The organism is Micromonospora sp. BQ32, from assembly GCF_059358895.1.
Genome location: NZ_JCADBI010000007.1, coordinates 1 through 26,808, shown reverse-complemented (window position 1 = coordinate 26,808; position 26,808 = coordinate 1). Strand labels below are relative to the sequence as shown.

At 72.1% G+C, this 26,808-nt stretch carries 19 protein-coding genes; 5 read left to right on the top strand and 14 right to left on the bottom strand.

From position 1 onward, the window contains the following. Positions 1 to 3 precede the first annotated feature (3 nt). Both AC5L30_RS15525 and map read right to left on the bottom strand, forming a co-directional pair. Positions 4 to 717, bottom strand: coding sequence for a VIT1/CCC1 transporter family protein (locus AC5L30_RS15525; protein WP_494867992.1), 714 nt, complete (start codon positions 715 to 717; stop codon positions 4 to 6). Further along, on the bottom strand, positions 714 to 1,571 hold the full coding sequence (gene map, locus AC5L30_RS15520; RefSeq protein WP_494867991.1) for a type I methionyl aminopeptidase: 858 nt from the start codon (positions 1,569 to 1,571) through the stop codon (positions 714 to 716). The genes AC5L30_RS15525 and map overlap by 4 nt, the downstream gene beginning before the upstream one ends. 96 nt (positions 1,572 to 1,667) lie before the next feature. Here map and AC5L30_RS15515 point away from each other — a divergent pair, with 96 nt between their 5' ends. Continuing rightward, positions 1,668 to 1,982, top strand: coding sequence for an STAS domain-containing protein (locus tag AC5L30_RS15515; RefSeq protein ID WP_494867990.1), 315 nt, complete (start codon positions 1,668 to 1,670; stop codon positions 1,980 to 1,982). 60 nt (positions 1,983 to 2,042) lie between these two features. Here AC5L30_RS15515 and AC5L30_RS15510 read toward each other — a convergent pair whose 3' ends face one another. The 11 genes from AC5L30_RS15510 to pcaF all read right to left on the bottom strand — a co-directional run bounded on the left by AC5L30_RS15510 (position 2,043) and on the right by pcaF (position 17,812). Continuing rightward, entirely contained in the window at positions 2,043 to 5,702 is a 3,660-nt protein-coding gene (locus AC5L30_RS15510; protein WP_494867989.1) for a SpoIIE family protein phosphatase, read from the bottom strand. Between the two features lie 193 nt (positions 5,703 to 5,895). Then, positions 5,896 to 6,447, bottom strand: a complete 552-nt coding sequence (locus tag AC5L30_RS15505; RefSeq protein ID WP_238659325.1) for a pyridoxamine 5'-phosphate oxidase family protein — start codon at positions 6,445 to 6,447, stop codon at positions 5,896 to 5,898. 47 nt (positions 6,448 to 6,494) lie between these two features. Next, a complete protein-coding gene (locus tag AC5L30_RS15500; protein WP_494867988.1) occupies positions 6,495 to 7,199 on the bottom strand; it encodes a gamma-glutamyl-gamma-aminobutyrate hydrolase family protein in 705 nt (234 codons plus the stop codon). Positions 7,200 to 7,302: 103 nt separating this feature from the next. After that, positions 7,303 to 8,070 carry a 3-oxoacyl-ACP reductase gene (locus tag AC5L30_RS15495; RefSeq protein WP_030489498.1) on the bottom strand — a complete coding sequence of 256 codons (768 nt, stop codon included), beginning with the start codon at positions 8,068 to 8,070 and terminating at the stop codon, positions 7,303 to 7,305. A 5-nt stretch (positions 8,071 to 8,075) separates the two neighbouring features. Then, on the bottom strand, positions 8,076 to 9,422 hold the full coding sequence (locus AC5L30_RS15490) for an aldehyde dehydrogenase family protein (RefSeq protein WP_494868279.1): 1,347 nt from the start codon (positions 9,420 to 9,422) through the stop codon (positions 8,076 to 8,078). 33 nt (positions 9,423 to 9,455) lie between these two features. Further along, the gene (locus AC5L30_RS15485) at positions 9,456 to 10,820 is read right to left on the bottom strand and encodes a glutamine synthetase family protein (protein ID WP_494867986.1); all 1,365 of its coding nucleotides are present in this window, start codon (positions 10,818 to 10,820) and stop codon (positions 9,456 to 9,458) included. A 126-nt stretch (positions 10,821 to 10,946) separates the two neighbouring features. After that, a complete protein-coding gene (locus AC5L30_RS15480) occupies positions 10,947 to 12,533 on the bottom strand; it encodes an amino acid permease (protein ID WP_494867985.1) in 1,587 nt (528 codons plus the stop codon). Positions 12,534 to 12,886: 353 nt separating this feature from the next. Next, positions 12,887 to 13,387 carry a DUF456 domain-containing protein gene (locus tag AC5L30_RS15475; protein WP_494867983.1) on the bottom strand — a complete coding sequence of 167 codons (501 nt, stop codon included), beginning with the start codon at positions 13,385 to 13,387 and terminating at the stop codon, positions 12,887 to 12,889. 126 nt (positions 13,388 to 13,513) lie between these two features. Then, entirely contained in the window at positions 13,514 to 15,679 is a 2,166-nt protein-coding gene (locus tag AC5L30_RS15470) for a putative bifunctional diguanylate cyclase/phosphodiesterase (protein WP_494867982.1), read from the bottom strand. Positions 15,680 to 15,683: 4 nt separating this feature from the next. Further along, on the bottom strand, positions 15,684 to 16,496 hold the full coding sequence (locus AC5L30_RS15465) for an SAM-dependent methyltransferase (protein WP_494867980.1): 813 nt from the start codon (positions 16,494 to 16,496) through the stop codon (positions 15,684 to 15,686). Positions 16,497 to 16,606: 110 nt separating this feature from the next. Continuing rightward, the gene (gene pcaF / locus AC5L30_RS15460; protein ID WP_494867979.1) at positions 16,607 to 17,812 is read right to left on the bottom strand and encodes a 3-oxoadipyl-CoA thiolase; all 1,206 of its coding nucleotides are present in this window, start codon (positions 17,810 to 17,812) and stop codon (positions 16,607 to 16,609) included. A 106-nt stretch (positions 17,813 to 17,918) separates the two neighbouring features. Between pcaF and AC5L30_RS15455 the strand changes: the two genes are divergently transcribed. From AC5L30_RS15455 to AC5L30_RS15440, 4 genes are all read left to right on the top strand, one after another. Beyond that, on the top strand, positions 17,919 to 18,884 hold the full coding sequence (locus AC5L30_RS15455; RefSeq protein ID WP_494867977.1) for a glutathione S-transferase family protein: 966 nt from the start codon (positions 17,919 to 17,921) through the stop codon (positions 18,882 to 18,884). Next, positions 18,877 to 19,560, top strand: a complete 684-nt coding sequence (locus AC5L30_RS15450) for a DUF998 domain-containing protein (protein ID WP_494867975.1) — start codon at positions 18,877 to 18,879, stop codon at positions 19,558 to 19,560. Before AC5L30_RS15455 ends, AC5L30_RS15450 begins: the two co-directional genes overlap by 8 nt. 168 nt (positions 19,561 to 19,728) lie before the next feature. Beyond that, positions 19,729 to 21,021, top strand: coding sequence for a dicarboxylate/amino acid:cation symporter (locus AC5L30_RS15445; protein WP_494868278.1), 1,293 nt, complete (start codon positions 19,729 to 19,731; stop codon positions 21,019 to 21,021). A gap of 69 nt (positions 21,022 to 21,090) precedes the next feature. Beyond that, a complete protein-coding gene (locus AC5L30_RS15440; RefSeq protein WP_494867974.1) occupies positions 21,091 to 22,158 on the top strand; it encodes an NADH:flavin oxidoreductase/NADH oxidase in 1,068 nt (355 codons plus the stop codon). 49 nt (positions 22,159 to 22,207) lie between these two features. Here the strand turns inward: AC5L30_RS15440 and AC5L30_RS15435 are convergent, their stop codons facing one another. Further along, positions 22,208 to 25,813, bottom strand: a complete 3,606-nt coding sequence (locus AC5L30_RS15435) for an ATP-binding cassette domain-containing protein (RefSeq protein WP_494867972.1) — start codon at positions 25,811 to 25,813, stop codon at positions 22,208 to 22,210. Between the last annotated feature and the right edge of the window lie 995 nt (positions 25,814 to 26,808).

The window sequence follows — 26,808 nt, the reverse complement described above, 5'->3', positions numbered from 1 at the left end:
GCGTCACAGCCCGCCCGGTACGCCGATCAGCGAGCCGATCAGGTAGGTGGCGCCGGCCGCCGCGGCACCCAGCAGCAGCTGGCGCAGCCCGCTGGTCCACCAGGGACGCCTGGTGAAGCGGGCCACCACGGCACCGGCGGCGAACAGCCCGAGCCCGCCGACGGCGAGCGCCAGCCACAGTTCGGTGGCGCCGAGCAGGTACGGCAGCAGCGGGACCAGCGCGCCGACCGAGAAGAACAGGAACGACGAGATCGCGGCGGTCCACGGGCTGGGCTGGTCGTCGGGGTCGACGCCCAGTTCCTCGCGGACGTGCACCCGCAGGGCCTCCTCCGGGTCGCGCCGCACCGCCTCGGCGACCTGGGTGGCGAGGTCCCGGGGCAGGCCCCGGGCCACCCACGCGTCGGCCAACTCGCGGGCCTCCGCCTCGGGGTGCCGTTCCAGTTCCCGTCGTTCCTTGGCCACCTCGGCGGCGACCTGCTCGTTGGCGGAGCGCACGCTGGTGTACTCGCCGAGCCCCATCGAGATGGCACCGGCGACCAGGCCGGCGCTGCCGGTGAGCACGATGCTGCGCGGCGACACCCCGCCGCCGCCGACGCCTGCGATCAGGGCGATGTTGGTGACCAGGCCGTCCATCGCGCCGAAGACGGCCGGGCGTAGCCAGCCGCCGGAGACGTCCGCGTGGTGCGCCTCGCGCAGCGCCGCCGGGGTGTCGGTCACGGCAGGGTCAGGATCTCGTGGCCGTCGTCGGTCACCACGATGGTGTGCTCGAACTGCGCCGTCCACTTCCGGTCCTTGGTGACCACGGTCCACCCGTCGTCCCACATGTCGTACTGGTAGGTGCCGAGGGTGATCATCGGCTCGATGGTGAACGTCATGCCCGGCTCCATGATGTCCGTGGGGCGCGGGCTGTCGTAGTGCGGCACGTAGAGACCGCTGTGGAATGCCTCGCCGATGCCGTGGCCGGTGAAGTCGCGGACCACGCCGTAGCCGAACCGCTTGGCGTACGACTCGATGACGCGGCCCACCACGTTGATCTGGCGACCCGGGGCGACCGCGCGGATGCCCCGCATCATCGCCTCGTGGGTCCGCTCGACCAGCAGTCGGGCCTCTTCGCTGACCTCGCCGACGCAGAAGGTGGCGTCGGTGTCACCGTGCACCCCACCGATGTACGCGGTCACGTCGACGTTGATGATGTCGCCGTCCTGGAGGACCGTGGAGTCCGGGATGCCGTGGCAGATGACCTCGTTGAGGCTGGTGCAGCAGGACTTCGGGAAGCCCTTGTAGCCCAGCGTCGACGGGTACGCGCCGTGGTCGCAGAGGAACTCGTGCACCACCTTGTCGATCTCGTCGGTGGTCACGCCGGGCTTGCAGTGCTCGCCGGCGAGCTGGGTCGCCTGGGCGGCGAGCCGGCTGGCGATCCGCATCTTCTCGATGATCTCCGGCGTCTGCACGTGCGAGCCACGCCACTCCTGCGGGCGCTGCTTGCCCACGTACTCCGGTCGGGCGATCTGGGACGGCACCGGTCGCATCGGGGAGAGCGTGCCTGGTGTCAGCGGCGGACGGACGGTCATGCCCGCAAGCCTATCGCCGGGACCGTTGGTGACCCGCGCCACGGCCGCCCGGTGGAGGTTGTTGCCCTGCCAGGGCGGCTGTGCCATGGTGTCTGCGTGGATCAAGGGGGAGCACCGCCCATCTTCTCCGCCAGCGCGGAGATCGACGGTGACCACCTCCACGTGGTGGTGGCCGGCGAGGTCGACATGGCGACCGCGGACACGATGCTCCAGACGGCGCTGCGCGAGCCCGCCGGGAAGATCACCCTCGACCTGAGTGCGGTCACCTTCTTCGACTCGGCCGCCATCCACGCCCTGGTCCGGCTCGCCCAGCAGGTTCCGGGCCGGCTCACCGTGCGTCCGTCCCGGCAGGTCCGCCGGGTGCTGGAGATCGCCGGCCTCGGCGAGCAGGGCTGGCTCGACCCGGCCTAGGGCCGGCGTCATGGTTCCCGGTCGAGCCGGGCGGAGGCCAGGCCGTCGCCGGGCGCGCGGTCAGTCCTGCAACTGCCGGCGCAGCGTCACCTCGGTGCCCTCATCGGTACGCCGTACCGACAGCTCGCCCAGCGCTTTGATCAGGGCCAGCCCGCGGCCCCGGAAGCCGGAGCCGGTCGACTCCCGCCACTGCCCACTGTCGCGCACAGTGGCCGTCACCGTCCGACCCTCGATGGCCACCTCCACGCTGATCATGGCCTCGGCGGGGTGGACCGGGTGCTCGATGGCGTTGGCGGCGGCCTCGGAGACGGCGACGGTCAGGTCGAACAGGTCGGTCTCGCCGACGGAGTGCGCGACGAGGAAGTCCTCCAGCCGCTTTCGCAGCACGCTGAGCCGGGTCGGGTCCGCCGGTAGCCGCAGCGCGAAGCGGTTGAGCTCCGCCGCCTCCAGGGCGAGGACCGCCACGTCGTCGCGGCGCGGCCGTCCGGTGACCCGATCGACCACCGCGTCGATCAGGTCCACCACGTGCTCACTCGGGGTGGCCGCGTCGATGCGGAGCTGGGCCAGCGAGGCATCGACGCCGAGCTGGCGGTCCTCGACCAGCCCGTCGGTGTAGAACAGCAGTCGAGTGCCGGCCGCCAACTCACCCTCGACCGACTCGTACGTCGCGCCGGGGAGGGCGCCGACCGGTGGACCGAGCGCCCGGTCGTGCAGGAACGCCACATCGCCTCCGGTGATCAACAGTGGGGACGGGTGACCTGCGCTCGCGTACCGTAGCCGACGGGTGCGGGGGTTGAACAGCAGGCAGACCACGGTCGCGAAGGACCGGCCCTCGGTGGAGCCGACCAGCCGGTTGAGCCGGGTCAGCGACTCACCCGGATCGAAGCCCTCCAGCACGTACGCCCGCAGCGCGTTGCGCAGTTGCCCCATCGCCGCGGCGGCCCGGACGCCCTTGCCGACCACGTCGCCGATGACCAGCACCAGTTCGTCGCCGTTCAGCGCGATCGCGTCGTACCAGTCGCCGCCGACCTCGACGTCGGCACTGCCGGGCAGGTAGCGGCTGGCCACCACCGCGCCGGGCAGTTGGGGCAGCGACCGGGGCAGCAGGCTGTGCTGGAGGGTGGTGGCGATGCGGTGTTCGGCTTCGTAGAGCTGGGCGTTCTCCAGTCGCACCCCGACGAGCCGGGCCAGCTGGGTCAGCGCGGCGTCGTCGGCCTGCGCCTCGTCGCCATCCGCCCGCCAGACCTGCAGCTCACCGAGCTGCTTCCCGGTGGTGCCGGTCAGCTCGGCCACGAACGACGGGTCGGCGGCGGTGGTGCCACCGCCGTCCGCCTCGAAGCGCGCCTCGGCCGCGGTGACCACCACCCGAGCCGCCTCGGCGAGGCTCAACGCGTGCCGGGCGGCGACCTGGAGCACGTCGGCGGTGGACCGGGCGGTGTTCACCGCCACCGCCGCGTCGGCCAGCGCCCGGAGCCGGCGGATGATCTGCCCGCGCAGCTGACCCAGCTCCACATTGGCCCGCACCCGGGCGATCAGCTCCTGCGCGGAGAACGGCTTGGTGAGATAGTCGTCGGCGCCGACGGCGAGACCGGCGACGGCCTCGGCGGAGCCGGCGCGGGCAGAGAGCAGCACGATCGGCACATGCCGGGTACGCGGGTCCGAGCGCAGCGCGCTCACCAGCCCGAACCCGTCCAGCCGGGGCATCATCACGTCGGTGAGCACCAGGTCGAACCCGCCCTCGCGGGCCAGCGGCAGGGCATCGAGCCCGTCGTTCGCGGTGACCACGTCCCAGGTCGGGGAGAGCAGCCGGCTGACGTGCTCCTGCAGGTCGGCGTTGTCGTCGACGACCAGGATCCGACCAGCCGAGGTGCCCTTCGCCGGCTGACGGTCGAACTCGGGTGTCGGCGCGACACCGGCCCACAGCGCGGTCTCCGCCACGAAGAGCCGGGCCTGCTCAGGCTCACCCACGGGCAGCGGGTCGAACGCCACCACCCGGTCCGCCGGCAGGTGCGCCGAGCCGAACGGAATGGTCACCATGAAGGTGCTGCCCCCGTCGACCTGGCTGGTCAACCCGACCTGGCCGCCGTGCATCTCGACCAGCTCCCGGACCAGCGCGAGGCCGATGCCGGTGCCTTCGTGGGTGCGGGCCCGCGCCCCGGCCACCCGGTGGAACCGTTCGAAGACGTGCGGCAGCTCGTCCGGCACGATGCCGATGCCGGTGTCGGTCACCTCCAGCCGGGCCGCGCCTTCCATGGCCCTGATCCGCACCCGGATCTCGCCGTCGAAAGTGAACTTGACCGCGTTCGACACCAGGTTGAGGACGATCTTCTCCCACATGTCCCGGTCGACGAAGACCGGCGTCGGCAGCGGCGGACAGTCCACCACCAGTCGCAATCCGGCCCGGTCGGTGGCCGAGCGGAAGGTGCTGGCCAGCCGGGCGGTGTAACCGGCGAGGTCGGTCGGCTGGTAGCGGGCGGCGAGCCGCCCGGACTCCAGTCGGGAGAAGTCCAGCACGGTGTTGACCAGCTTGAGCAGGCGCAGCGCGTTGCGGTGCATCATGGTGAGCCGGTCGGTCTCGGTGGCGGGCAGCTCCGGGTCGGCCAGCATGTCCTCCAGCGGGCCGAGCACCAGGGTCAGTGGGGTGCGGAACTCGTGGCTGACGTTGGCGAAGAAGTTGGTCTTCGCCCGGTCCAGGGCGGCCAACTCGGCGGCCCGGGCCCTTTCCTGCTCGTACGCCCGCTGGGTGGCGACCGCCCTGGAGATCTGGGCGGCGACCAGGCCGAGGAAGTTGCGGTAGTCATCGCTGAGCGGCAGCTGACGGGCCACGCCGACGACCAGCGCGCCGACCGTCTGGTTGGTCGCCGTGAGCGGCAGCACGAGGGCCTGGTCGGCGGCGTCGACCGGCAACGCGTCGAGCAGACCGGGCACCTCGACCGTGGCGGGCGCGTCATCGGTGGTCAACCGGGCCAGCAGCCGCGACGTGACATCGACGGCGGGCGGGGTGGTGCCGGTGCAACCGGCCAGGGTGAGCTGGCCGCTGTCGTCGGCCAGATAGATCAGGGCGAACGGCACGTCCGCCCGGTGCCGGCCGAGCACCCCGGCGGCGGTCCGGCCCAGCTCCGCGGCGCTGCCGATGTCGCTCAGCTCGGCGCCGAGTTCGGCGAGCGCGCGCAGCCGGCGCTCACCGAGCACCCGTCCGGTGGTCTCGCTGACGATGCAGTAGACGCCACTGACCGAGCCGTCGTCACCGCGGATCGGGTCGTACGAGACGTTGAAGTAGGTCTGCTCGACAAAGCCGTAACGGTCCAGCAGAAAGGGATGGTCCTCGCCCCGGTAGGAGCGTCCGGTGCTCCGGACACTGTCGAGCAGCGGGCCGAGCACCGCCCAGGTCTCCGCCCAGTACGAGCGGGCCGGTTGGCCGATGACGTCCGGGTGTTTGCCACCGATGGTCGGCCGGTAGGCGTCGTTGTAGAAGGCCAACTGCTCGTCGCCCCAGAACATGACGATCGGCGCGCTGGAGGCGAGCATCATCCCGACCGCGTTGGTCAGCGCCGGCGGCCACTGGCCGGGCTCACCCAGCGGGCCGGAGGACCAGTCGAAGGAGGCCAGCCGCTCGCCCATCTCGCCGCCGGCCGCGAACGCGGCCGCCAGCATCGGCGGGGTCTCGCGGCCGGACAGGGCGGCATGCCCCATGTCCGCGCCCCCCTGGGCCGAGCTCATGCAGCCTCCCGCTCCGGCCGTACCCCTCGACCGTTGATCTTCACCCGCCGTGCTCCGACTTGTACCCCAGCGGACCAGCAACGTAACGCATTACGACAGATGGACGCTGGTTACGTACGCCTGAGCCGTCGGCCTCCGGACAGTGCGGGTGGACGGCGAGGTCGAACGGCGGTGCCCGGAACGCCCTGACGAGTCAGAAGACCGGCAGCCCGTCGATGCTCGCCGCGTTTTTGGTGGCCCGGTAGACCACCAGATCGTCGGCGCTGCGGCGAGAGTGTGAGGTGAGTAACAGATCGCGTTCGGCCCGGAAGTCCATCAGGGGCACCGCATATCCGCAGGAGTCACTGACCCGCTCCACCTCGACCGTGATGACGGCCCGGACGGCGTGCACGTCCGGCGGCGCGGGAAACTCGGCGAGCCGATCGGCGAAGGCGTCCTCGGTCACTGCGACGCTGCTGCCCCGCCCGTGCAACCGGACGATCTTCGGCGGGCCGTCGAAGGCACAGAACATCAGCGTGATCCGGCCGTTGTCCCGCAGATGGGCGATGGTCTCCGCCCCGCTGCCGTGATAGTCGAGGTAGGCCACCCGGTGCGGGCCAAGGATCACGAACGTGCCCCGCATGCCCTTCGGCGACACATTGACGTGCCCCTCGACACCGGACGGGGCGGTCGCCACGAAGAAGAGCGGCTGGGCCACGATGAAGTCACGCAGTCGACCGTCGATCTCCGGATAAACCTTGCCCATCCCCTGATCCTCCCACCGGTGCCACCGACCGGAGAGGGCGATCTCAGTCACACCCGCAGGCCAGCGGCCCGCACCAGCGCCGTGATCGGGCGAGGATCCGGCTCGTTCTCCGGATGCCACTGCACCCCGAGCACGAACGGCAGGGCCGGGTCCTCCACCGCCTCGACCACGCCGTCCCCCGCCCAACCGGTCACCGCGAGCCGGCCCGGATCGGCGACCGCCTGGTGGTGGTACGAGTTGACCTGGTCGACCCCCGCCGACACCGAGGCGGCCAGGCTCCCCGGAGCGAACCGCACCGGGTGGTCCCCATACACGCCGGGCGCCGGGCGGTGCGCCTCGTGACCCACCACGTCGGGCAGGTGCTGGTGCAGGGTGCCGCCGTACGCGACCGCGAGCAACTGCATCCCCCGACACACGCCCAGCACCGGCACCTCGGCGGCGAGCGCGGCGGCCAGCAGGGCCAGCTCGCCGGCGTCCCGGTCCGGCCGGTCCTCGGTCCGCGGGTCGGGCGGCTCGCCGTACCGCCCCGGGCCGACGTCCGCGCCACCGGCCAACAGCAGCCCGTCGAGGACAGCCACCACGTCCGCGTCCACGTCGTCCGGCGGCAGCACCACCGCCCGGCCACCCGCGGCCGTCACCGCCCGCGAATACGCCTCCGGCACCAGCACCGCCCGCACCCCCCGCCAGACGGCCCAGTCGGCGGGTTCGACGTACGCGCTGACCCCGATCAACGGCCGCCTCGGCGCCGGCATCGTTCGCGACTGCGGGGCTCGCAAACCCGGCTCACTCCTCGCGCTCATAGGGCTGGCACGATTCGCGACTGCCGGGCTCGCAAACCCGGCTCACTCCTCGCGCTCATAGGGGAGTGACGTAGGCGCCCGTGATGCCACCGTCGACCACGAACTGCGCGGCGGTCATGAACGAGGCGTCGTCGCTGGCCAGGAACGCCACCGCGGCGGCGATCTCCTCCGGCTGCCCGAAGCGACCCATCGGCACGTGCACCAGCCGACGGGCGGCCCGCTCCGGGTCGGCGGCGAAGAGCTCCAGCAGCAACGGGGTGGCCACCGGGCCGGGGCAGAGCGCGTTGACCCGGATGCCCTCGCGGGCGAACTGCACACCCAACTCCCGGGTCATCGCGAGCACCCCGCCCTTGCTCGCGGTGTACGCGATCTGCGACGTCGCGGCACCCATCAACGCCACGAACGAGGCCGTGTTGATGATCGACCCCTTGCCCTGCCGACGCATGTGCGGGATGGCGTACTTGCAGCACAGGTAGACGCTGGTGGTGTTGACCCGCAGCACCCGCTCCCACGCGTCCAGGCCGGTGTCCAGGATGGAGTCGTCGTCCGGTGGCGAGATGCCGGCGTTGTTGAACGCGATGTCCACCCGACCGTGCCGGTCGGCCACCCCGTCGAACAGGTCGCGTACCGCCGACTCGTCGGCCACGTCGGTGGCCACGAACTCGCCGCCGCACTCCTCGGCGGCCTTCGTGCCGGCCGCCGCGTCGATGTCCACGCAGACCACCCGGGCCCCCTCGGCGGCGAACCGCCGCACGGTGGCCAACCCGATGCCGCTGCCCGCTCCGGTGACCACGGCCACCCGGTCCTGCAACCGACCCTGCACAGGCGTCACTCCTCTGTCGAGATGAACACGTTCTTGACGTCGGTGAAGGAGTGCAGCGCGTCCGGGCCCAGCTCACGGCCGAGCCCGGACCGCTTCATCCCGCCGAACGGGGTCCAGTAGCGCACCGAGGAGTGCGAGTTGACGCTGAGGTTGCCCGAGTCGACGGCGCGGGCCAGGCGCAGGGCGCGACCCACGTCCCGGGTCCAGATGGAGCCGGAGAGGCCGTACTCGGTGTCGTTGGCGAGCCGCACCGCGTCCGCCTCGTCGTCGAACGGCAGCACCGAGACGACCGGGCCGAAGATCTCCTCTCGCCAGTGCCGGTCGGCCGGCGAGTCGGCCAGCAGCACCGTGGGCGCGAGCCAGAACCCGGGGCCGTCGGGGCAGGAGCCGGTGAAGGCGACCGTCGCCCCGGCGAGGTAACCGGCGACCCGGTCCCGTTGGGCGGCGGAGATCAGCGGGCCCATCTCGGCGGTGTCGCGGGACGGGTCCTCGACGCGCACCGCGCGTACCGCCGGTTCGAGCAGCTCCAGGAACCGGTCGTACACCGAACGTTGGACCAGGATCCGCGACCGTGCGCAGCAGTCCTGGCCGGCGTTGTCGAAGACCGCGCTCGGCGCGGTCGCGGCGGCGCGTTCCAGGTCGGCGTCGGCGAAGACGATGTTCGCGCTCTTGCCGCCCAACTCCAGGGTGAGTCGCTTCACCTGGGCGGCGCAGCCGGCCATGATCCGGGTGCCGATCTCGGTGGAGCCGGTGAAGCAGATCTTGCGGACCGCCGGGTGGCTGACGAACCGCTCCCCCACCACCGCGCCCTCTCCCGGGACGACGGTGAAGACACCGTCGGGCAGGCCCGCCTCGCGGGCCAGCTCGGCCAGGCGCAGCGCGGTGAGCGGGGTCAGTTCGGCGGGCTTGAGCACCACGGTGTTGCCGGCGGCGAGCGCCGGGGCGAACCCCCAGGCGGCGATCGGCATCGGGAAGTTCCAGGGCACGATCACGCCGACCACACCGAGTGGTTCGTGGAAGGTGACGTCCAACCCGCCGGGCACCGGGATCTGCCGCCCGGTCAGCCGCTCCGGCGCGCCGGCGTAGTAGTCGAGGACGTCGCGGACGTTGCCGGCCTCCCACCGGGCGTTGCCGATGGTGTGTCCGGAGTTGCGCACCTCCAGCAGGGCCAACTCGTCCAGGTGCGCGTCGACGACGGCGGCGAACCGCCGCAGCAACCGCGCCCGATCCCCCGCCCCCACCCGACGCCAGGTCTCGAATGCGGCAGCCGCCCGCGCGATGGCCGCGTCAACCTCGTCCACAGAGGCCGCCGCAACCTCCCGGAACCCCACCCCGCTAGCAGGATCCACCAGGACCGTCACGCCGCCACCCCCATCCTCACGTGGTCAGAGGCGTTCGAAGCCACGGGTCAGCTCCCAGTCGGTTACCGCGGCGTCGAAAGCGGCCAGCTCGACTCTCGCCTGGTTGGCGTAGTGGGCCACCACTTCGGGGCCGAACGCGTCCCGGGCCACCGTGGAGTTCTCCCAGAGGGCCAGGGCGTCGCGCAGGGTGCCGGGGACGCGCTCGGCCTCCGGGTCGTCGTACGCGTTCCCGGTGCACTCCTCGCCCAACTCCAGCTCACCGTCGATGCCGTGCAGCGCCCCGGCGACCAGCCCGGCGATCGCCAGGTACGGGTTGACGTCGGCGCCGGGCACCCGGTTCTCCACCCGCATGCCCTGACCGTGCCCGACCACCCGCAGCGCGCAGGTGCGGTTGTCGACACCCCAGCGCAGCGCGGTCGGGGCGAACGATCCCGGTTGGTAGCGCTTGTAGGAGTTGATGTTCGGGGCGAAGAGCAGGCTGAACTCGCGCATGGTGGCCAGCAGCCCGGCGAGCACCCGCTGCCCGGTCTGCGACAGGTGCGCCGGCCCGTCGCCGAGCATCGCCGACGCACCGGATGAATCCCGAAGCGAGAAGTGGATGTGGCAGGAGTTGCCCTCCCGCTCGTTCGGCTTGGCCATGAAGGTGATCGCCATCCCCTCCTGGGCGGCGATCTCCTTGGCACCGTTCTTGTAGATCACGTGGTGGTCGGCGCAGGCCACCGCCTCGTCGTACCGGAAGGCGATCTCGTGTTGCCCGAGGTTGCACTCGCCCTTGGCGCTCTCCGGGGTGAGCCCGGCGCCGGCCATCTCGGTGCGGATCCGGCGCAGCAGCGGCTCCACCCGGGCGGTGCCGAGCAGCGAGTAGTCGACGTTGTACTGGTTGGCCGGGGTCAGGTCGCGGTAGCCGCGCTGCCAGGCGTCCTCGTACGAGTCGCGGAACAGCACGAACTCCAGCTCGGTGCCGGCGTACGCGGTCAGCCCGTGCTCGGCCAGCCGGTCCAGCTGCCGGCGCAGGATCTGCCGGGGCGAGGCGACCACGTCACCCGAGCCGTCCAGCCAGGTCAGGTCGGCCAGCAGCAACGCGGAGCCGGGCTGCCAGGGCACCCGGCGCAAGGTGGCGAAGTCCGGCACCATCGCGAAGTCGCCGTAGCCGCGTTCCCAGCTCGACATCGCGTACCCGTCGACGGTGTTCATGTCGACGTCCACGGCGAGCAGGTAGTTGCAGCCCTCGCTGCCGTTGGCCACCACCTGGTCGAGGAAGTAGGGCGCGTGGAACCGCTTGCCCTGCAACCGGCCCTGCATGTCGACGAGGGCCAGCACCACCGTGTCGATCTCGCCATCGTTGATGGCGACCCGCAGCTGTTCCAGCGTGAGCGGAGCTTTCCTCATTCGCGGGCCTCCATCACCAAGGTCTACTGGCAAACCGGATCACCGTCAATGCCCCCGGCGGCACGTGCGGCAAACCCGACGGTCGGCCGGCGGGACGGCAGCGCCGCCCGTCCCGCCGGATGCCGATCAGACCGGGTCGTCGGCCCGCGCCGGGTCGGCCGCCACCGCCGGTTCCTCGACGGTACGAACCGGGCCGGTGAACCACGTGCGGGCCGAGGCGTACCACCAGACGGCGACCACCAGCAGCACTCCGCCGACGGCGAGCGGCGCGTAGTTCACCGCCGACCAGGTGAACCCGTCGTTGCCGGGCACCCCGGCGGGCACGATCGGCAGCACGAAGTAGACGGCGATGATCGCGATCTCGATGACCGCGATCCAGCCGAGCAGCTTGTACTTGCGGCCGAGCGTCCACGGCCCGGGGACGAACCGGTCGCCCATCCGCAGTCGGAGCGCGATCGGGATGAGGAACGACAGGTAGAGCCCGAGCACCGCGACGGAGACGACAGCGTAGAAGGCGATCGGGATACCGGCGGAGCTCTCGTAGAGCGCCGGCAGGGTCAGCACCAGGCCGGCGAGGGTGGCGCCGATGATCGCGTTGACCGGGGTGCCGTTGCGGTCGACCTTCGACCACAGCCGCCATCCCGGCACCGCCCGGTCCCGGCTGAACGCGTACGCCATGCGGCTCATCGAGGTCACGCAACTCATCCCGCAGAAGAACTGCCCGATGGTCGAGATGATGATAACGATCTTGAAGAAGACCGGGGTCAGCGCGGACTCGAAGATGGCGCCGGAGAAGCCGCCCGCGGCGTTGACCGCCTCGACGTCGGTGGCCGCGAAGAGGAACGCCAGCAGCAGGATCCAGCCGCCGACCGCCGAATAGAAGATCGACTGCCAGAGCCCGCGGGCCGCCGCCTGCGAGGCTCCCCGGGTCTCCTCGGAGACGTGCGCGCAGGCGTCGAAGCCGGTGATCGTGTACTGGGTCAGCAGGAAGCCCAGCGGCAGCACGTAGAACCAGAACGTCAGCCCGCCGATGTCCCCGTTACCGAAGCCGGAGTTGTTGAACCGCTCGGTGAACACGAACTGGAAGCTCTGGTGGTTGTCGGGCACGAAGACCAGGATGGCCACCACGACGGCCGCGCCGGCCACGTGCCACCAGACCGAGACGTTCTGGAGTACGTCGATGATCCGGTGCCCGAAGATGTTGATCAGCCCGTGCAGCACCAGGATGATCACGAAGAGGATGAACGCCTGACGCAGCGTCCCGGCCCAGCCGTCGAAGAGCGCCGACAGGGTGAGGTTGAGGAACGTCGCGCAGCCGTAGTCGACCGAGGCGGTGACCGCCACCAGACCGATCAGGTTCAACCAGCCGGTGAACCAGCCGTGCACCGGGCGGCCCATGGTGGCCGCCCACCAGTAGATCCCACCCGCGGTCGGGTACGCCGACACCAGCTCCGCCATGCAGAAGCCGATGATCAGAATGAACAGCGAGATCAGCGGCCAGCCCCAGGAGATGGCGACCGGCCCGCCGTTGTTCCACGCCTGACCGAAGGTGGTGAAGCAGCCGGCCAGGATCGAGATGATCGAGAAGGAGATGGCGAAGTTGGAGAAGCCACTCCACTTACGGCGCAGCTCCTGTTTGTAGCCGAGTTCAGCGAGCCGTCGGGCGTCCTCGTCCATTGGTTGCTCGGCGGTCGGCACGGGCGTCGCGGCCACTGCACACCTCCCTGAGGTGGTTCCGCGTGCAAGTGGGCAAAGTGTCGTACCGGCCGATCAAGGCGGTCAATACGTAGTCGGTGGGAATCTCACCGCCGTCGGGCTAATTGCGTTGCCGACCGACCGCCCCGGCCCGCATCCTGGACCAGTGACCAGGCCCGACAAGGGCCCACCCCGGGCGCTCGGACCGCCCGACCACGGTGGCGCGGGGCACGCCTCTCTCTCACGTACGGCACCCCGCCGTACCCGAAAAGTGCCCCGCGCCCCACACTCCCCTCGTGATCAAGAGGTTTGCGTCAGATTTCCGGCAGTGCCTGACCGAAAGCTCTTGATCAACGCGGGAAGGGCGTGGGTCAGGTGAGGAGGAGGCCGGCTACCCAGAGGGCCGCGACGAGCAGACCGGCCAGGAACTCCACCAGCATCGACAGGCCGGCGGCCTTCAGTGCCTGCACGGTGGACGGCCAGGCGAGCTGGTTGCTGCCCAGTCGCAGCCGCTCCGCCGCCCACACCCCGGCCACGAAACCGAGCACCAACCCGACGACCGGCACCACGAAGAACCCGATGATGCCCAGCACCCCACCGGCGAGCAGCGTGGACGTCGGCACACCGGTGCGCTTCAGGTTCCGGCCGGGCCACGCGTACTTGATCACGACACCGCCCGCGACGACCAGGGTGGCGGCGGCGAACACCGCCCAGCCACCCAGGCCGGCGCCGCCGAAGACGGCCCAGACCAGCACGCCACCCCAGCACAGTGGCAGCGCCGGCAGACCGGGCACCACCACGCCGGCCAACCCGGCCACAATGGCCAGCCCGGCTACCACGGTCACCACCGTCTGCGAGTCCGTCAGGTCCACGCCGCCACCTTCCGTCGCCACCAGCCGGACCGGACCGGCCCCCCGCTCACGCCGGCACTCCGCTCCGCCGCGTGCCGTCGCTTCGCGCCACGCCGCTGTGCCTGTTGGTTCGCCCGCTGCGCTCGCTCACGACGGCACTCCGCCGCCGCGCAGCCGGGCGGTGATCGCGTCGGCCGGGGCCGGCGCACCGAAGTATCGACCCTGCCCGGTGTCGCAGCGCAGCGCCCGCAGCCGTTCCGCCTGCACGGCGGTCTCGACCGCCTCGGCCGTGACCCACAACTCCAGGGCGTGCGCCAACCGGACCAACGCGTCGACGATCCTTTCGTCGCGGTGGTCGGCGGCCACGTCGGTACCGTCCGCGCGGATGCCCTCGACGAACGGCCCGGCGAGCTTCAGACAGTGGATCGGCAACCGGCGCAGGTACGCCAGGTTGGAGTACCCGGTGCCGAAGTCGTCCACGGCCAGCCGGACGCCGAGCGCGGCGAGCCGGTGCAGGCTGCGCAGGGGCTCACCGGCGCTGCCCATCACGGCGCTCTCGGTCAGCTCCAGTTGAAGCAGCTCCGCGGGCAGCCCGCTGGTCTGCAACGCGTTGGCGACCGTGTCCACGATGGCCGGTTCGTCGGCCTGCCGAGCCGCCAGGTTGACGCTGACCACCAACCTGGCGTCCGGGAACTCCCGCCACCACCGTTCGGCGTCCGCGCAGGCCTGCCGCAGTACCCACTCGCCGAGCCGGACGATCAAGCCGGTCTCCTCGGCCAGGCCGATGAACCGGTCCGGCCCGATCAGGCCCAGTTCCGGGTGCTCCCAACGGACCAGCGCCTCCACCGCGAGCATGGTGCCCTCCAGCAGCGACACGATCGGCTGGTAGTGCAGCACGAACTCGCCCCGGTCCAGTGCGGCGGGCAATCCGGCGACCAGCGCCGAGCGGGCGATGTCCCGGGCGCCGCGCTCCGGGTCGTAGACCGCCCACCGACCCCGGCCCGCCGCCTTGGCCCAGTAGAGCGTGGTGTCCGCGGCCTTCATCAGCTCCGACGCGGTGGTCTCCGCGGCAGGGCACTGCACGATGCCCACACTGGCCGAGACGGCCAACTGGTGCTCACCGACGTGGACCGGGGCCGCGACGGCGGCCAGCGCGGCCTCCGCGACGGCGATCGCGTCGTCAGCGTCGTCCCCTCCGTCGACGAGGATCACGAACTCGTCGCCCCCCATCCGGGCGACCAGGTGGCCGTGGTCGGCCACGCACGCGGCCAACCTCCGGCCGATCATCACCAGCAGCCGGTCACCGAGGTCGTGGCCGAGGCTGTCGTTGATCGCCTTGAAGCCGTCCAGGTCGAGGAAGCACACCCCGACCCGCTGCCCGACGCTCGCGGTGTCGAGCACCCGCCCCAACGTCTCGAAGAACAGCGTCCGGTTGGGCAGCCCGGTCAGCGGGTCGTGCAGCGCCTGGAAGCGCAGCCGCTGCTGAAGTTCGTACCGTTCGGTGATGTCCTCGATCATCGCGACGGTGAATCGGGGCCGGCCCTCGTGTCGGATCAGTGAGACGGCCAGGTCCGTCCAGACCACGCTGCCGTCCTTGCGGTGGTAGCGCTTCTCCACCCGGGCCGCGTCGTGCTTGCCCTCGATCAGCTCCTGGTAGAGCTCCCACATCCCGGCGGCGTCGTCGGCGTGGAACAGCGCCGCCACGTTGATCTCGCGCAACTCCTCGATCGAGTAGCCGAGCATGTCGGCGAACGCCTGGTTGACGTCGATGATCCGGCCGTCCACGCCGGCGATCCCGATCCCGATCGCGGCGCCGGTGAACACCGCCCGGAACCGCGCCTCGCTCTCACGCAGCGCCTGCTCGACCTCGTCGCGCGCCTGCCAGGCCGACCGGGCGATCCGCTCCTGCTGCCTGAAGGTGCGGTCGCGCAGCGCGCGGGCGAATCCGGCGGCCAGCCCGCCCTGCGTCGCCGCGATCCGCTCGGCGAGGTCCGCCGGGCGGTCACCGTCGCCCAGGACCCGCCGCCCGAAGGCCGCACCGAGCGCGTGCAGCGTCCACTCCAGGGCCTGCGGCTCGGTGAGGTGCGCCTCCACCAGGGCCCGCCCGACCTCCTCGGCCGGGCCGGTGCTGAACGGCTCCGCCCGTACCGCCTGGGCCAGCCGGATCGTGTGCGCCAGCAGCAGCCGCTCGGTCTCGGCCACGCTGAGCGGCACGAAACCGAGGCGGCGCACCGCGCGGGCCCAGTCGGCGGCGTACCCCCGGGGGTCGGCCCGGCCGGCGGCGACCCCGGCGGGGTCCGGGACGGCGGCCACGGGATCAGCCGGCGGGCTGGTCGTACCGGGCGACGCCCCCGAAGGCGCCGAACCGCTCCGGGTGCTCGTCCACGTCGGACGGTGAGTCGGGACGCCAGAGCGGCATGTGCACCACGCCCGGCTCCAGGACGGTCCAGTCGCCGAAGAAGCCGGTGACCTGCGCGCGGGACCGCAGGGTGATCTCGGTGGCGGTGCGGGCGGAGAGGCGCTGGGCGTCCAGCATCTCCTGCGGCTGGTCCTCGAAGGTGGAGTGCGAGACGACCAGGAAGCTGCCCGGCGCGGCGGCGTCCCGCAGGGTGGCCAGGATCGCCTCGGGCCGGTCGGCGTCCGGGATGAAGTGCACCACCCCGGCCAACAGGATGCCCATCGGTCGACTGAAGTCGATCAGGCCGAGCTGTCGGGTCTCGGCGAGGATCCGCTCCGGCTCACGCAGGTCGGCGTGGATGACCCCGGTCAGCTCGTTGCCGGCCAGCAGCTCCCGGCTGTGCGCGACGGCCACCGGGTCGATGTCGACGTACACCACCCGGGCCTTGGGGTTGACCCCCTGCGCCACCTCGTGCACGTTGCCGACGGTGGGAATTCCGGAGCCGATGTCGAGGAACTGGTCGATGCCGGCGTCGAGCAACACCCGGACGGCCCGGCGGAGGAACTCCCGGCCGGAGCGCATGGTGGCGGCGAGATTCGGGGTCATGCTGGCGATCTGCTCGGCCAACTGCCGGTCGATCTCGAAGTTGTGCGCCCCACCCAGAAAGTAGTCGTACACCCGGGCCGCGCTCGGCCTGGTCAGATCGATCTCGGTCGGCAGTCCGTCCGGCATCAGTGTGCTCCCCAGTTCATCGCCGCGGCGCGGGACGGCACCGGCGGATGGGCGTGCCGCAAGCACGCGCGAGCACCGGTCGACCCGCGGGTCGTGTGGTGTGGACCACTCTAGGCGGCTGACTCCAGCAACAGCGAGATGCCTTGACCAACGCCGATGCACATGGTGGCCAGTGCCCGACGGCCGCCGCGACGGCGCAGTTCCAGGGCGGCGGTCAGCGCGAGCCGTGCGCCACTGGCGCCGAGCGGGTGCCCCAGCGCGATGGCCCCACCGTTCGGGTTGACGTGGTCGGCGTCCACGGGCAGGCCTAGCTCGCGCAGCACCGCCACGGACTGCGCGGCGAACGCCTCGTTCAGCTCCACCACGTCCACCGCGCTCAGCTCGACGCCGACGCGGTCGAGCAGCTTGCGGGTGGCCGGCACCGGGCCGATCCCCATGATCCGGGGCGGCACACCGGCCGCCGCCGCGCCGACGATCCGGGCCAGCGGGGTCAGACCGTACCGGGCAACCGCCGCCTCGCTGGCGACCAGCAGCGCGACCGCGCCGTCGTTGACGCCCGAGGAGTTGCCGGCGGTCACCGTGCCGCCGTCGCGGAACGGGGTGGGCAGCGCGGCCAGCTTCGCAAGCGTGGTCTCCCGGGGGTGTTCGTCGACCTCGACCAGCCGGGTCTCCCGCCGACCGGCCGGCACGGACACCGCCACGATCTCCTCGGCGAACCGGCCGTCGGCCTGCGCCTTGGCCGCACGCTGCTGCGAGCGGTACGCGAAGGCGTCCTGCTCGGCCCGGCTGACGCCGTACTCGGCGGCCACGTTCTCGGCGGTCTCCGGCATCGAGTCGACCCCCCACCCGTCACGCATCAACGGGTTCACCAACCGCCAGCCCAGGGTGGTGTCGTACACCTCGGCCGAGCGGGAGTACGCCGACGTCGCCTTCGGCATGACGAACGGCGCCCGGCTCATGCTCTCCACCCCACCGGCGATCACCAGCTCCGCGTCCCCGGCGACGATGGACCGGGCGGCGGTGGCGAGCGCGTCCAGGCCGGAGCCGCAGAGCCGGTTGACGGTGCTGCCCGGCACCTCCTCGGGCAGGCCGGCCAGCAGCGCCGCCATCCGGGCCACGTTGCGGTTGTCCTCGCCGGCCTGGTTGGCGCAGCCGAGCACGACGTCGTCGACCCGGGCCCAGTCCACCGACGGGTGGCGGGCGACCAGCTCACGGATCACGTGCGCGGCCAGGTCGTCGGGGCGGACGCCGGCCAGCGCGCCCGCGTACCGGCCGATCGGGGTGCGGACACCGGCCACCAGGTATGCCACGGTCATCGCGAGTCCTTAGGGGGTGCAGACGGCGGGGGTGGGGCACGCCCACCGGGTCGCGAGGGCTGCCGGCCGCCAGGATATCCGCGCCGGCAGCGGATAGGTTGACGGCATGGCCCGGGCCCAGTTCAGCGCAGAGACCAGCGGCGGCGGCGCGTTCGTCCGTCAGCCGAACCGGTTCACCGGTCGGGTCACCGCCGACTCGACCTCGCCACCCGGTGGCGGCCCGGACGAGCAGGACCGCTGGCCGTTGGAGGCCGGCCGCTACCGGCTGATCTGGTGCCGCGCCTGCCCGTGGGCGCATCGGGCGAGGATCGTGCGGGGCCTGCTCGGGCTGGACGACGCGATCTCGCTGGGCACGGTCGACCCGATCCGGGACGAGCGGGGCTGGGCGTTCGCCCTCGACCCGGACGGCTTCGACCCGGTCCTCGGCGTGAGCTTCCTCTCCGAGGCGTACCTGGCCACCGACCCGGACTACACCGGCCGGGTGACCGTGCCGGCGCTGGTCGACACCCTGACCGGCCGGGTGGTCACCAACGACTATCCGCAGCTCACCCTCGACTTCTCCACGCAGTGGCGGCGGTTGCACCGACCCGACGCGCCGGATCTGTACCCGGTCGAGCTACGCCCCGAGCTGGACGCGCTGATGGCCGAGATCCACACCGACGTGAACAACGGCGTCTACCGGTGCGGGTTCGCCACCTCCCAGCAGGCGTACGACGAGGCGTTCCGGGCGCTCTTCGCCCGGCTGGACGCGCTCTCCGAGCGGCTGACCGGGCAGCGCTACCTGATGGGCGACGCGATCACCGAGGCGGACGTGCGGCTGTTCACGACCCTGGTCCGCTTCGACGCCGCGTACCACGGGCACTTCAAGTGCAACCGCAACAAGCTGACCGAGATGCCGGTGCTCTGGGCGTACGCCCGGGACCTGTTCCAGACGCCGGGTTTCGGCGAGACGGTGGACTTCGACCACATCAAGCGGCACTACTACGGCACGCACCGGGAGATCAATCCCAGTGGCATCGTGCCACTCGGGCCGGACGAGTCCGGCTGGCGCAGGCCGCACGGGCGTGGCTGAGCCGGGTCGCCCGGCCGCCCCGACCGTGCCGAGGGCCCGCGGCGACGTCGCCCGCCGGGTCGCCGGGTCCGCCGCGGCCGGCTGCACCCTGGCCGGCGCGGTGGCGGTGACGCTCGCTGTGGCCGCCGGTCCCGGTCCCGGGTTCACGGGGTACGTCAGTGAGGCGGGCATCGCCGGCAGCGCCCACGCCGGAACGTACCGGTTCGGGATCCTGGCCCTTGCCGGCGCGTTGCTGCTGATCGGCGCGGCGCTGCCCCCGGGGGTGTGGGCGGCGGCCCCGGTGCTGCTCGCCACCGGGGCCGTGTTCACCGCCGTGTCCGGGGCGGTGACCTGCTCCGGCGGCTGCCCGCTGCCGCCGTTCGAGCGCGCGACGACGGCGGACCTGGTGCACGGCGGCGCGAGCATCGCGGCGACCGCGGCGGTGGTCTTTTCCATGATCACGCTGGCCGTCTCCGGGCCGGCCGGCCCGACGGTGCGTCGGCTGGCCGGCGGGGCCGCCGCGCTGGCGCTGCCGCTCTGCGCCACGGTGGGGTTGGCGATGCTCGTCGTCGGCCGGGGCCCGGTGGTGGGGGTGCTGGAACGGCTGATCCTCGCCCTCGCGGTGCTCTGGGGCCTGAGCACCGCCACCGCCCTGGCCCTCCGTAAGCAGCCTCACGCCGTCCAGTCCTTCCGATGAGCGGGAATCGGCGTATCGTCGGCGAGCGATGACCAACGTCTGGGGCCTCACTGTCCGCCTGCATGTCGATCTCCGACTGCAGGCCAGTGGCATCTGTCCGGGCTAGCCGCGTTCCCACGCCTGCCCCGATCGGACCGGACAATTGGATATCTCCCCATGCCCTTCAGCCTGCGCAAAATTCCCTTCTCCGTGCAGATCCTGCTCGGCCTCGTGCTCGGCGTCGCGCTGGGCTTCCTGGCCCGCACCAACGACCTGAGCTGGCTGACCAACACCCTGCACACCGTCGGTAGCCTCTTCGTCCAACTGCTCAAGCTGGCCGTGCCGCCGCTGGTCTTCACCGCCATCGTGGTCAGCGTGGTCAGCCTGCGCGGCGTCGCCAACGCCGCCCGGCTCGCCCTCAAGACCCTGATGTGGTTCGGCATCACCGCGCTGATCGCGGTGAGCATCGGCATCGGCCTCGGCCTGCTCACCAACCCGGGCAAGGGCGTTACCCTCGACCTCGGTGGCGCCGCGGCGCCGAAGAAGACCGGCTCGTGGACCGACTTCCTCACCGGCATCGTGCCCACCAACCCGGTCGGCGCGTTCGTCGAGGGCAACGTCCTCCAGATCGTCTTCCTCGCCGTCGTCATCGGTGCCGCGGCCCTGCTGGTCGGCGAGGCCGCCGAACCGTTCGTGGCGCTGAACCGCTCCCTGCTGGAGATCGTCCAGAAGGCGCTCTGGTGGGTCATCCGGCTCGCCCCGATCGGCACCCTCGGCCTGATCGGCAACGCCGTCGCCTCGTACGGCTGGGACCTGCTGGCCCCCCTCGCGAAGTTCACCACCGCCGTCTACGTCGGCTGCGCCATCGTGCTGTTCGTGGTCTACCCACTGGTGCTGATCCTCGCCGGCCGCCTCAACCCGCTGCGCTTCTTCGCCGGCGCCTGGCCGGCCATCGAGCTGGCCTTCGTGTCCCGCTCCTCGGTCGGCACCATGCCGGTGACCCAGCGCTCCGTCGAGCGTCTCGGCGTGCCCCGCGAGTACGCCTCGTTCGCCGTGCCCTTCGGCGCCACCACGAAGATGGACGGCTGCGCCGCCATCTACCCGGCCCTCGCCGCGATCTTCGTGGCCCAGGTGTTCGGCGTGCACCTCGGCATCGGCGACTACCTGCTGATCGCCTTCGTGTCGGTGGTCGGCTCGGCGGCCACCGCCGGCCTGACCGGCGCGATCGTGATGCTCACCCTGACCCTCAGCACGCTGGGCCTGCCGCTGGCCGGCGCCGGCCTGTTGCTGGCCATCGACCCGATCCTGGACATGATCCGCACCGCCACCAACGTCGCGGGTCAGGCCCTGGTGCCGACCGTGGTCGCCGCCCGCGAGGGCACTCTCGACCGGGCCGCGTACGAGTCCGCCGGCCGGCGTGACCTGACCGAGCCGGAGCCGGTCGCCGACACCCGGCCCGAGCTCAGCCCCGTTCCTGCCTGATCGGTTCACCAGTACGGCGACGGGCCCCTCTCCCCGGGGGCCCGTCGCCGTGTCGGAGAGGATGACCGCATGAGTTCCCTGTTCACTCCCCTGGCCCTACGCGCGGTCACCCTGCCCAACCGGATCGCCATGGCACCAATGTGCCAGTACTCTGCCGGCCCCGACGGCCTGCCCACCGACTGGCACCTGATCCACCTCGGCAGTCGCGCGGTCGGCGGCGCCGGCCTGGTGCTGACCGAGGCGACCGCCGTACTCCCCGAGGGCCGGATCAGCCCGCAGGACACCGGCCTCTGGTCGGGTGCGCACGTCGACGCCTGGCGGCCGGTGACCGCTTTCGTCGCCGCCCACGGCGCGGTGCCGGCCGTGCAGCTCGCGCACGCCGGCTTCAAGGCATCCACCTACCGGCCGTGGGCGCCGGAGCGCGGTGGCGTTCCGGACGCCGAGGGCGGCTGGACGCCCGTCGCCCCCGGCTCGGAGCCGTTCACCGCCGACTACCGGACGCCGACCAGCCTCGACGAGGCCGGCATCGCCGGTGTGGTCGAGGCGTTCGCGGCCGGCGCCGAACGGGCGCTGGACGCCGGCTTCGCCGCCGTGGAGATCCACGCCGCCCACGGCTACTTGCTCAACGAGTTCCTCTCGCCGCTGACCAACCAGCGCACCGACTCCTACGGCGGCGACCGGACCGCCCGGATGCGACTCACCCTGGAGGTGGCTCGCGCGGTGCGCGCCGCGGTCGGCGAGGACGTGCCGGTGCTGACCCGGATCTCCGCCACCGACTGGGTCGAGGGCGGCTGGACGATCGAGGACAGCGTGGTGCTCGCCGGCGAGCTGGCCGGCCTCGGCGTCGACCTGGTCGACACGTCCTCCGGTGGGGTGAGCGTGGACCAGCGCATCCCACTCGGCGCCGGCTACCAGGTGCCGCTGGCCGCCCAGATCCGCCGCGAGGCCGGCGTGCCGACCGGCGCGGTGGGCCTGATCGTGGAGCCCGAGCACGCCGAGCAGATCGTCGCCAGCGGTGAGGCCGACCTGGTGCTGCTGGGCCGTGAGCTGCTGCGCGACCCGTACTGGCCGCGCCGGGCCGCCGCGAAGCTCGGCGTCGCGTACTCCGGGCCCGCCCAGTACGCCCGCGCCGCCTGATCCCGGGCCGGTCGGGTGGCCGCCGCGTGAGCGGCCGCCCGACCGTCGGTCAACCGGCCAGGTGCGACCAGTCGCCCTCCAGGTCCTGCCAGGTGCCCTGGGCGGCCACCGTGCCGCCGATCAGCACCACCACGTGGTCGGCCCGGACCAATGCGGCGCGCTTCGCGGTCGAGCCGACCACTGTCACCCCGTGGCCGCGCAACGCCTGCCACAACGCCAGCTCGGTGGTGACGTCCAGCGCCGACGACACGTCGTCGGCGACCAGCAGTTCGGTACGCGGGGCCAACGCCCGGGCCAACGCCAACCGCTGCAACTGCCCGCCGGAGAGCCGGGTGCCCTTGTGCCCGATGAGCAGGCCCAGCCCACCACCGGCGGCGGCCAGGTCATGGTCGAGCTGGGCGGTGCTGACCGCCCCGGCCGCGTCCACCTGGTGCCCGAGGGCGATGTTCTCGGCCACCGTGCCGGAGAGCACCCGGGGCAACTGGCCGACGTAGCCGACCTGGTTGGGGCGCAGGAACAACTCCGGCTCGGTGACCGGGTCACCGTTCCAGGCCAGCTCGCCGGTGTGGTGCACGATCCCGGCCAGCCCGCGCAGCAACGACGACTTGCCCGACCCCACCGGCCCGACGACCAGCACCAACTGCCCCCGCTGCACGGTCAGGTCCACGTCCCGGACGGCCACCGTCCCGTCCGAGTGCACCACCCCGAAGCCGCGCAGCTCCAGCCGGCGCAGCGGATGCCGCGGCGGCATGGTCGGCGCGGGCGCGGTCCCGGCGCTCAGGTCGACCTCCGGCACCCCCGCGGAGTACGCGCTCACCCCGGTCATCGCCGCGGTGCGCCGGGTCCAGACCCGCGCCGAGGGCAGCTGCGAGATCAACGACGCCGTCGTCCAGGCGAACCAGCGGGCCGCGCCCAGGGTGGAGACGGCCACCAGCACCGCCCCGGCGGAGAGCGAACCGTTCAGGTAGAGCGCCCAGGCGCCGATCGGCAACAGTCCGCTGGCCATCGACGGCGTGGAGCGCGCCCACACCTGCACCGAGATCTCCCGCCGCTGCCGGTCGCTGCGCAGCACGTCCAGGCCCGCCAGGTGACGAAGCACCGCCGTGGTCGCACCGGCGAGCTTCACCGTCCGCGCCGCGGAGAGCGCGGAGACCAGCGCCGTGGCGAAGGCGGCTCGCGCCGCCACCGTCGCCCGGGCCGCACGCTCCAACTTCGGCCCGAACATCGTCGCGGCCAGCCCGGAGACCACCATCGTGCCGAGGAAGAACAGCCCCGGTACGACGCTGCCGGTGACCGCCGTCATGGCGACCACGAGCACCAGCGCGACGGTCTGGTCCAGCACGTTGTCAGCGAGCTGGACCACCCGCTCGGTGTCCCCACCCTGCGCCACCACCTCGGCGGGGGTGTGCGAGCTGACCCGGCGCGGACCGGTCTGCCCGTGCACCAGCCGCAGGCCGATCCGCAGCATCTGCCGCACCCACCACTGCGGGAACCAGACGTGGGTGTAGAACGGCAGCGGCAGGGTGATCAGCAGCCCGGCGACGATCCCCACCGCCGGCAGGTACGGGTTGCCCGTCCCGTCGACCAGGTCCGCCCAGAGCCAGGGCAGCACCGGGCCGTCCAACCCGAGCAGGCTGAGCCCGAGGAACAGCACGATCGCGGCCGCCCCGTACCGGGGATCGTTGGTGCAGAGCCGGAAGATCTCCCGCAGCGTCCGGGCCGGCGGCACCGGCGGCAGTGGCGGCGGGTCGGCCCGGGTCGGCCCGGCCGCGCCCTGCGTACTGTCGACCGGTGTCGCCCGCGTGGCCTGCTCATTCGGCTCGGCCCGCGTCGGTGCCGGCTCGCTCGGCCAGGCAGCGCCCTGCTCGATCGACGCGACCGGCTCGCCCCGCGCCAGTGCCGGCTCGCTCGGCCAGGCTTCGGCCGGGCCGGGGCCGACCAGCAGGTCGGTGCCGACGCCGGCGCGACCGGCCGGCGTCACCGTGGCGTAGGCGGCGGCGTGGCTGGTCGCCAAGAGTTCGGCGAAACGCGTCGACGTCTCCAGCGGACCGGCCTCGACCACCGCACCGTCGGCCAGGACGACCACCTCGTCACAGCGGCGCACCGAGGAGAGTCGGTGCGCGATGACGATGCCGATCCGGTCGCGCAGCAGTCGTTCGGTGGCCCGCTGCACCCGCGCCTCGGTGACCGGGTCCAGCCGCGCGGTGGCCTCGTCGAGAATCACCACGTGCGGTTCCCGGACCAGGATCCGGGCGAACGCCACCAACTGCTCCTGACCGGCGGAGAGCACGTGCCCGCCCTCCCCCAGCCGGGTCGCCAACCCGTCCGGCAGCTCGGCGATCCAACCGGCCAGGCCCAGCTCGTCGAGCGCCCGAGCCGCCGCGTCGAGCAGCTCCGGGTCGAAGAGCGCGACGTTCTCGGCGAGCGTGCCCGCCAGGATCTCGGTACGCTGCGGCACCAACGCCACCCAGCGGCGCAACTGCTCGACGTCGAGGTCGCACAGGTCGGTACCGCCGAGGAAGACCGTGCCCGGCGGCACGTCGACCGCCCGGGTGAGCACCTTCGCCAGCGTCGACTTACCCGAACCGGTCCGTCCGATCAGCGCGTACGAGCGACCGCGCGCGAAGGTGAGGCTGAGCCCGCGCAGCGCGGCCCCCCGGTCACTCTCCTCGTACCCGAATGTCAGGTCCCGAATGCGCAGGTCACCCTCGCTCGGGCTGGCCCCGCCGACCGGCTCCTGCCGGGCCTTGTAGAGCAACTGCACCCGCGCCCACGCGCCGAGCGCCTCCTGGATCTCCGGCACCATCCGGCTGACGTGTTCCGCGGTCGCCCCGAAGGCCAGGGCGAGCAACCAGATGGCGGTGAGCCGGGCGGCGTCGATCCGGTCGGTGGCCAACGCCCAGGCCCCGCCGAGCACCACCACCCCGATGCCAGCCCGGATCGTCGCGGTGGCCACCGTCGCCACCCGGGCGGACAACACCCAGACCACCCGGCCCCGGGACAGCACCGCAGCGGCCCGCCGGGCGTACAACCGCAGCACGTACGGTCGAGCCAGACTGGTGCGGACGTCGTCCTGGCCGTGCACCGCCTCCTCCATCACGGCGGCCAGGTCGGACCACGCCTCCTCCTCGGCCATCCGGGCCGGACCGATCCGCGCCGTGGGCCGGCGCAGTCCGACCGCGAGCACCACCGTGAGCAGCAGCATCGCGATCCCCGCCGGCCACCAGACGAACAGCGCCACGACCATCGACAACAGCCCCACGCAGAGGCCCTGGGCGAGCCGGGTGCCCTGGTTACGAATTGCCGACGCCACCTGGTAGACGTCCCCGTCGATCCGGTCCAGCAACTCGCCCACCGGGGTGGTCTCCAAGGTGGGCAGGTCCTGCCCGAGAGCGACCCGACAGAGCCGGCGACGCACGTCGGCGGACCAGTCGGCGGTGAGACCCGCCATCAGCAGACTCACCGCGAGGTCACTGAGGACCACGGCGACCAGAGCCGCGGCCAGCACGGCGAAGAAGCCAGCCGAACGATGCACCAGCACCGCGCCGGCCAGCGCCGACGCGCCCGCCTGCCCCGCGGCGCCCAGCACGATCAGGACGGCCACGACCGTCATACGACGGGTCGAGGTGCCCCACAGATCACGGAGCAGGCGCATGGAAAGTCCTCCGGGACGTGGGTGGCGGAGACCTCAGCCTGCCGGCACCAACCCGTCAACTCAACCGATTTTCCGGCCCTGAGCAGGGCGTCCGTCAGTGCGGCCAGCGGCGGCAGCGGTCAACCGGCTCAGATTTCGCCCCGCCGTCGGCCAACGGCGACAACCCCTCCCACATCCCACACCTGCCGCACCACACATCGCCTAGGCGATACGGCCGCTCGACGGCAAAACCCGACCACCCGCCCAACCACATGCCCGGCACCACGCCCAACCGCACGTACGGCACGCGGGCGCCACGCCCGGCAGGACGCTCGACGGGACTTTTGTCCGATTAAGCGGGATCTCGCCACGTCGTGCCGCGATCAGAGTCTTGATCGACTCGCGTTTCAGGAAGTCGGGATGTCCGGGAGTCCGGGATGCCCCGACTTCCGTGAACCCGAGTGGATCATCCCGAGCGAGGGGCGATTCATCGCCCTGGGAACGGCGTTTGGTGTGCGGTTGTCCGGTGGCGGGTGGTGACCGGGCGCACCGGTGGGCTGGAATCCTGGCCGGGCCGGGGTCGTTACACACCCTGACGATCGCAGCACCACCGACCGGCCGACCCGCAACCGCAACCGGGGTCGCGCAGGTTGGAATGCCAGCCTCCGCCCGGTCGTTACAGTCCGAACGAACGACCGACCAGGCGCCGCCTTTACGGGGTGCCGACAGGTGGGCCCGCCCCGGAATGACCCAAGGCCCCCGGTCGTTGCAGTCCCGACGACCGACCGCAGGGGCCGCCTCGACGAGGGTGCCGATGGAATGATCCGGGCCCTCCGGCCGTTACACGTGGAACCCGGCGCCACGAGCCCCCTGCTCGTAGGCCGCCGACTCCGACGCCGAGTCACCGTAGGCGTCATCCCCCGAAGACTTTCCCCTTGTTTTGTGCAGCGCCGGACGAGGTGCTCACACCCCGCCGTCTTCCCCCTTGCGGTTGGGGTGTCCTACCCCCGAAGGAG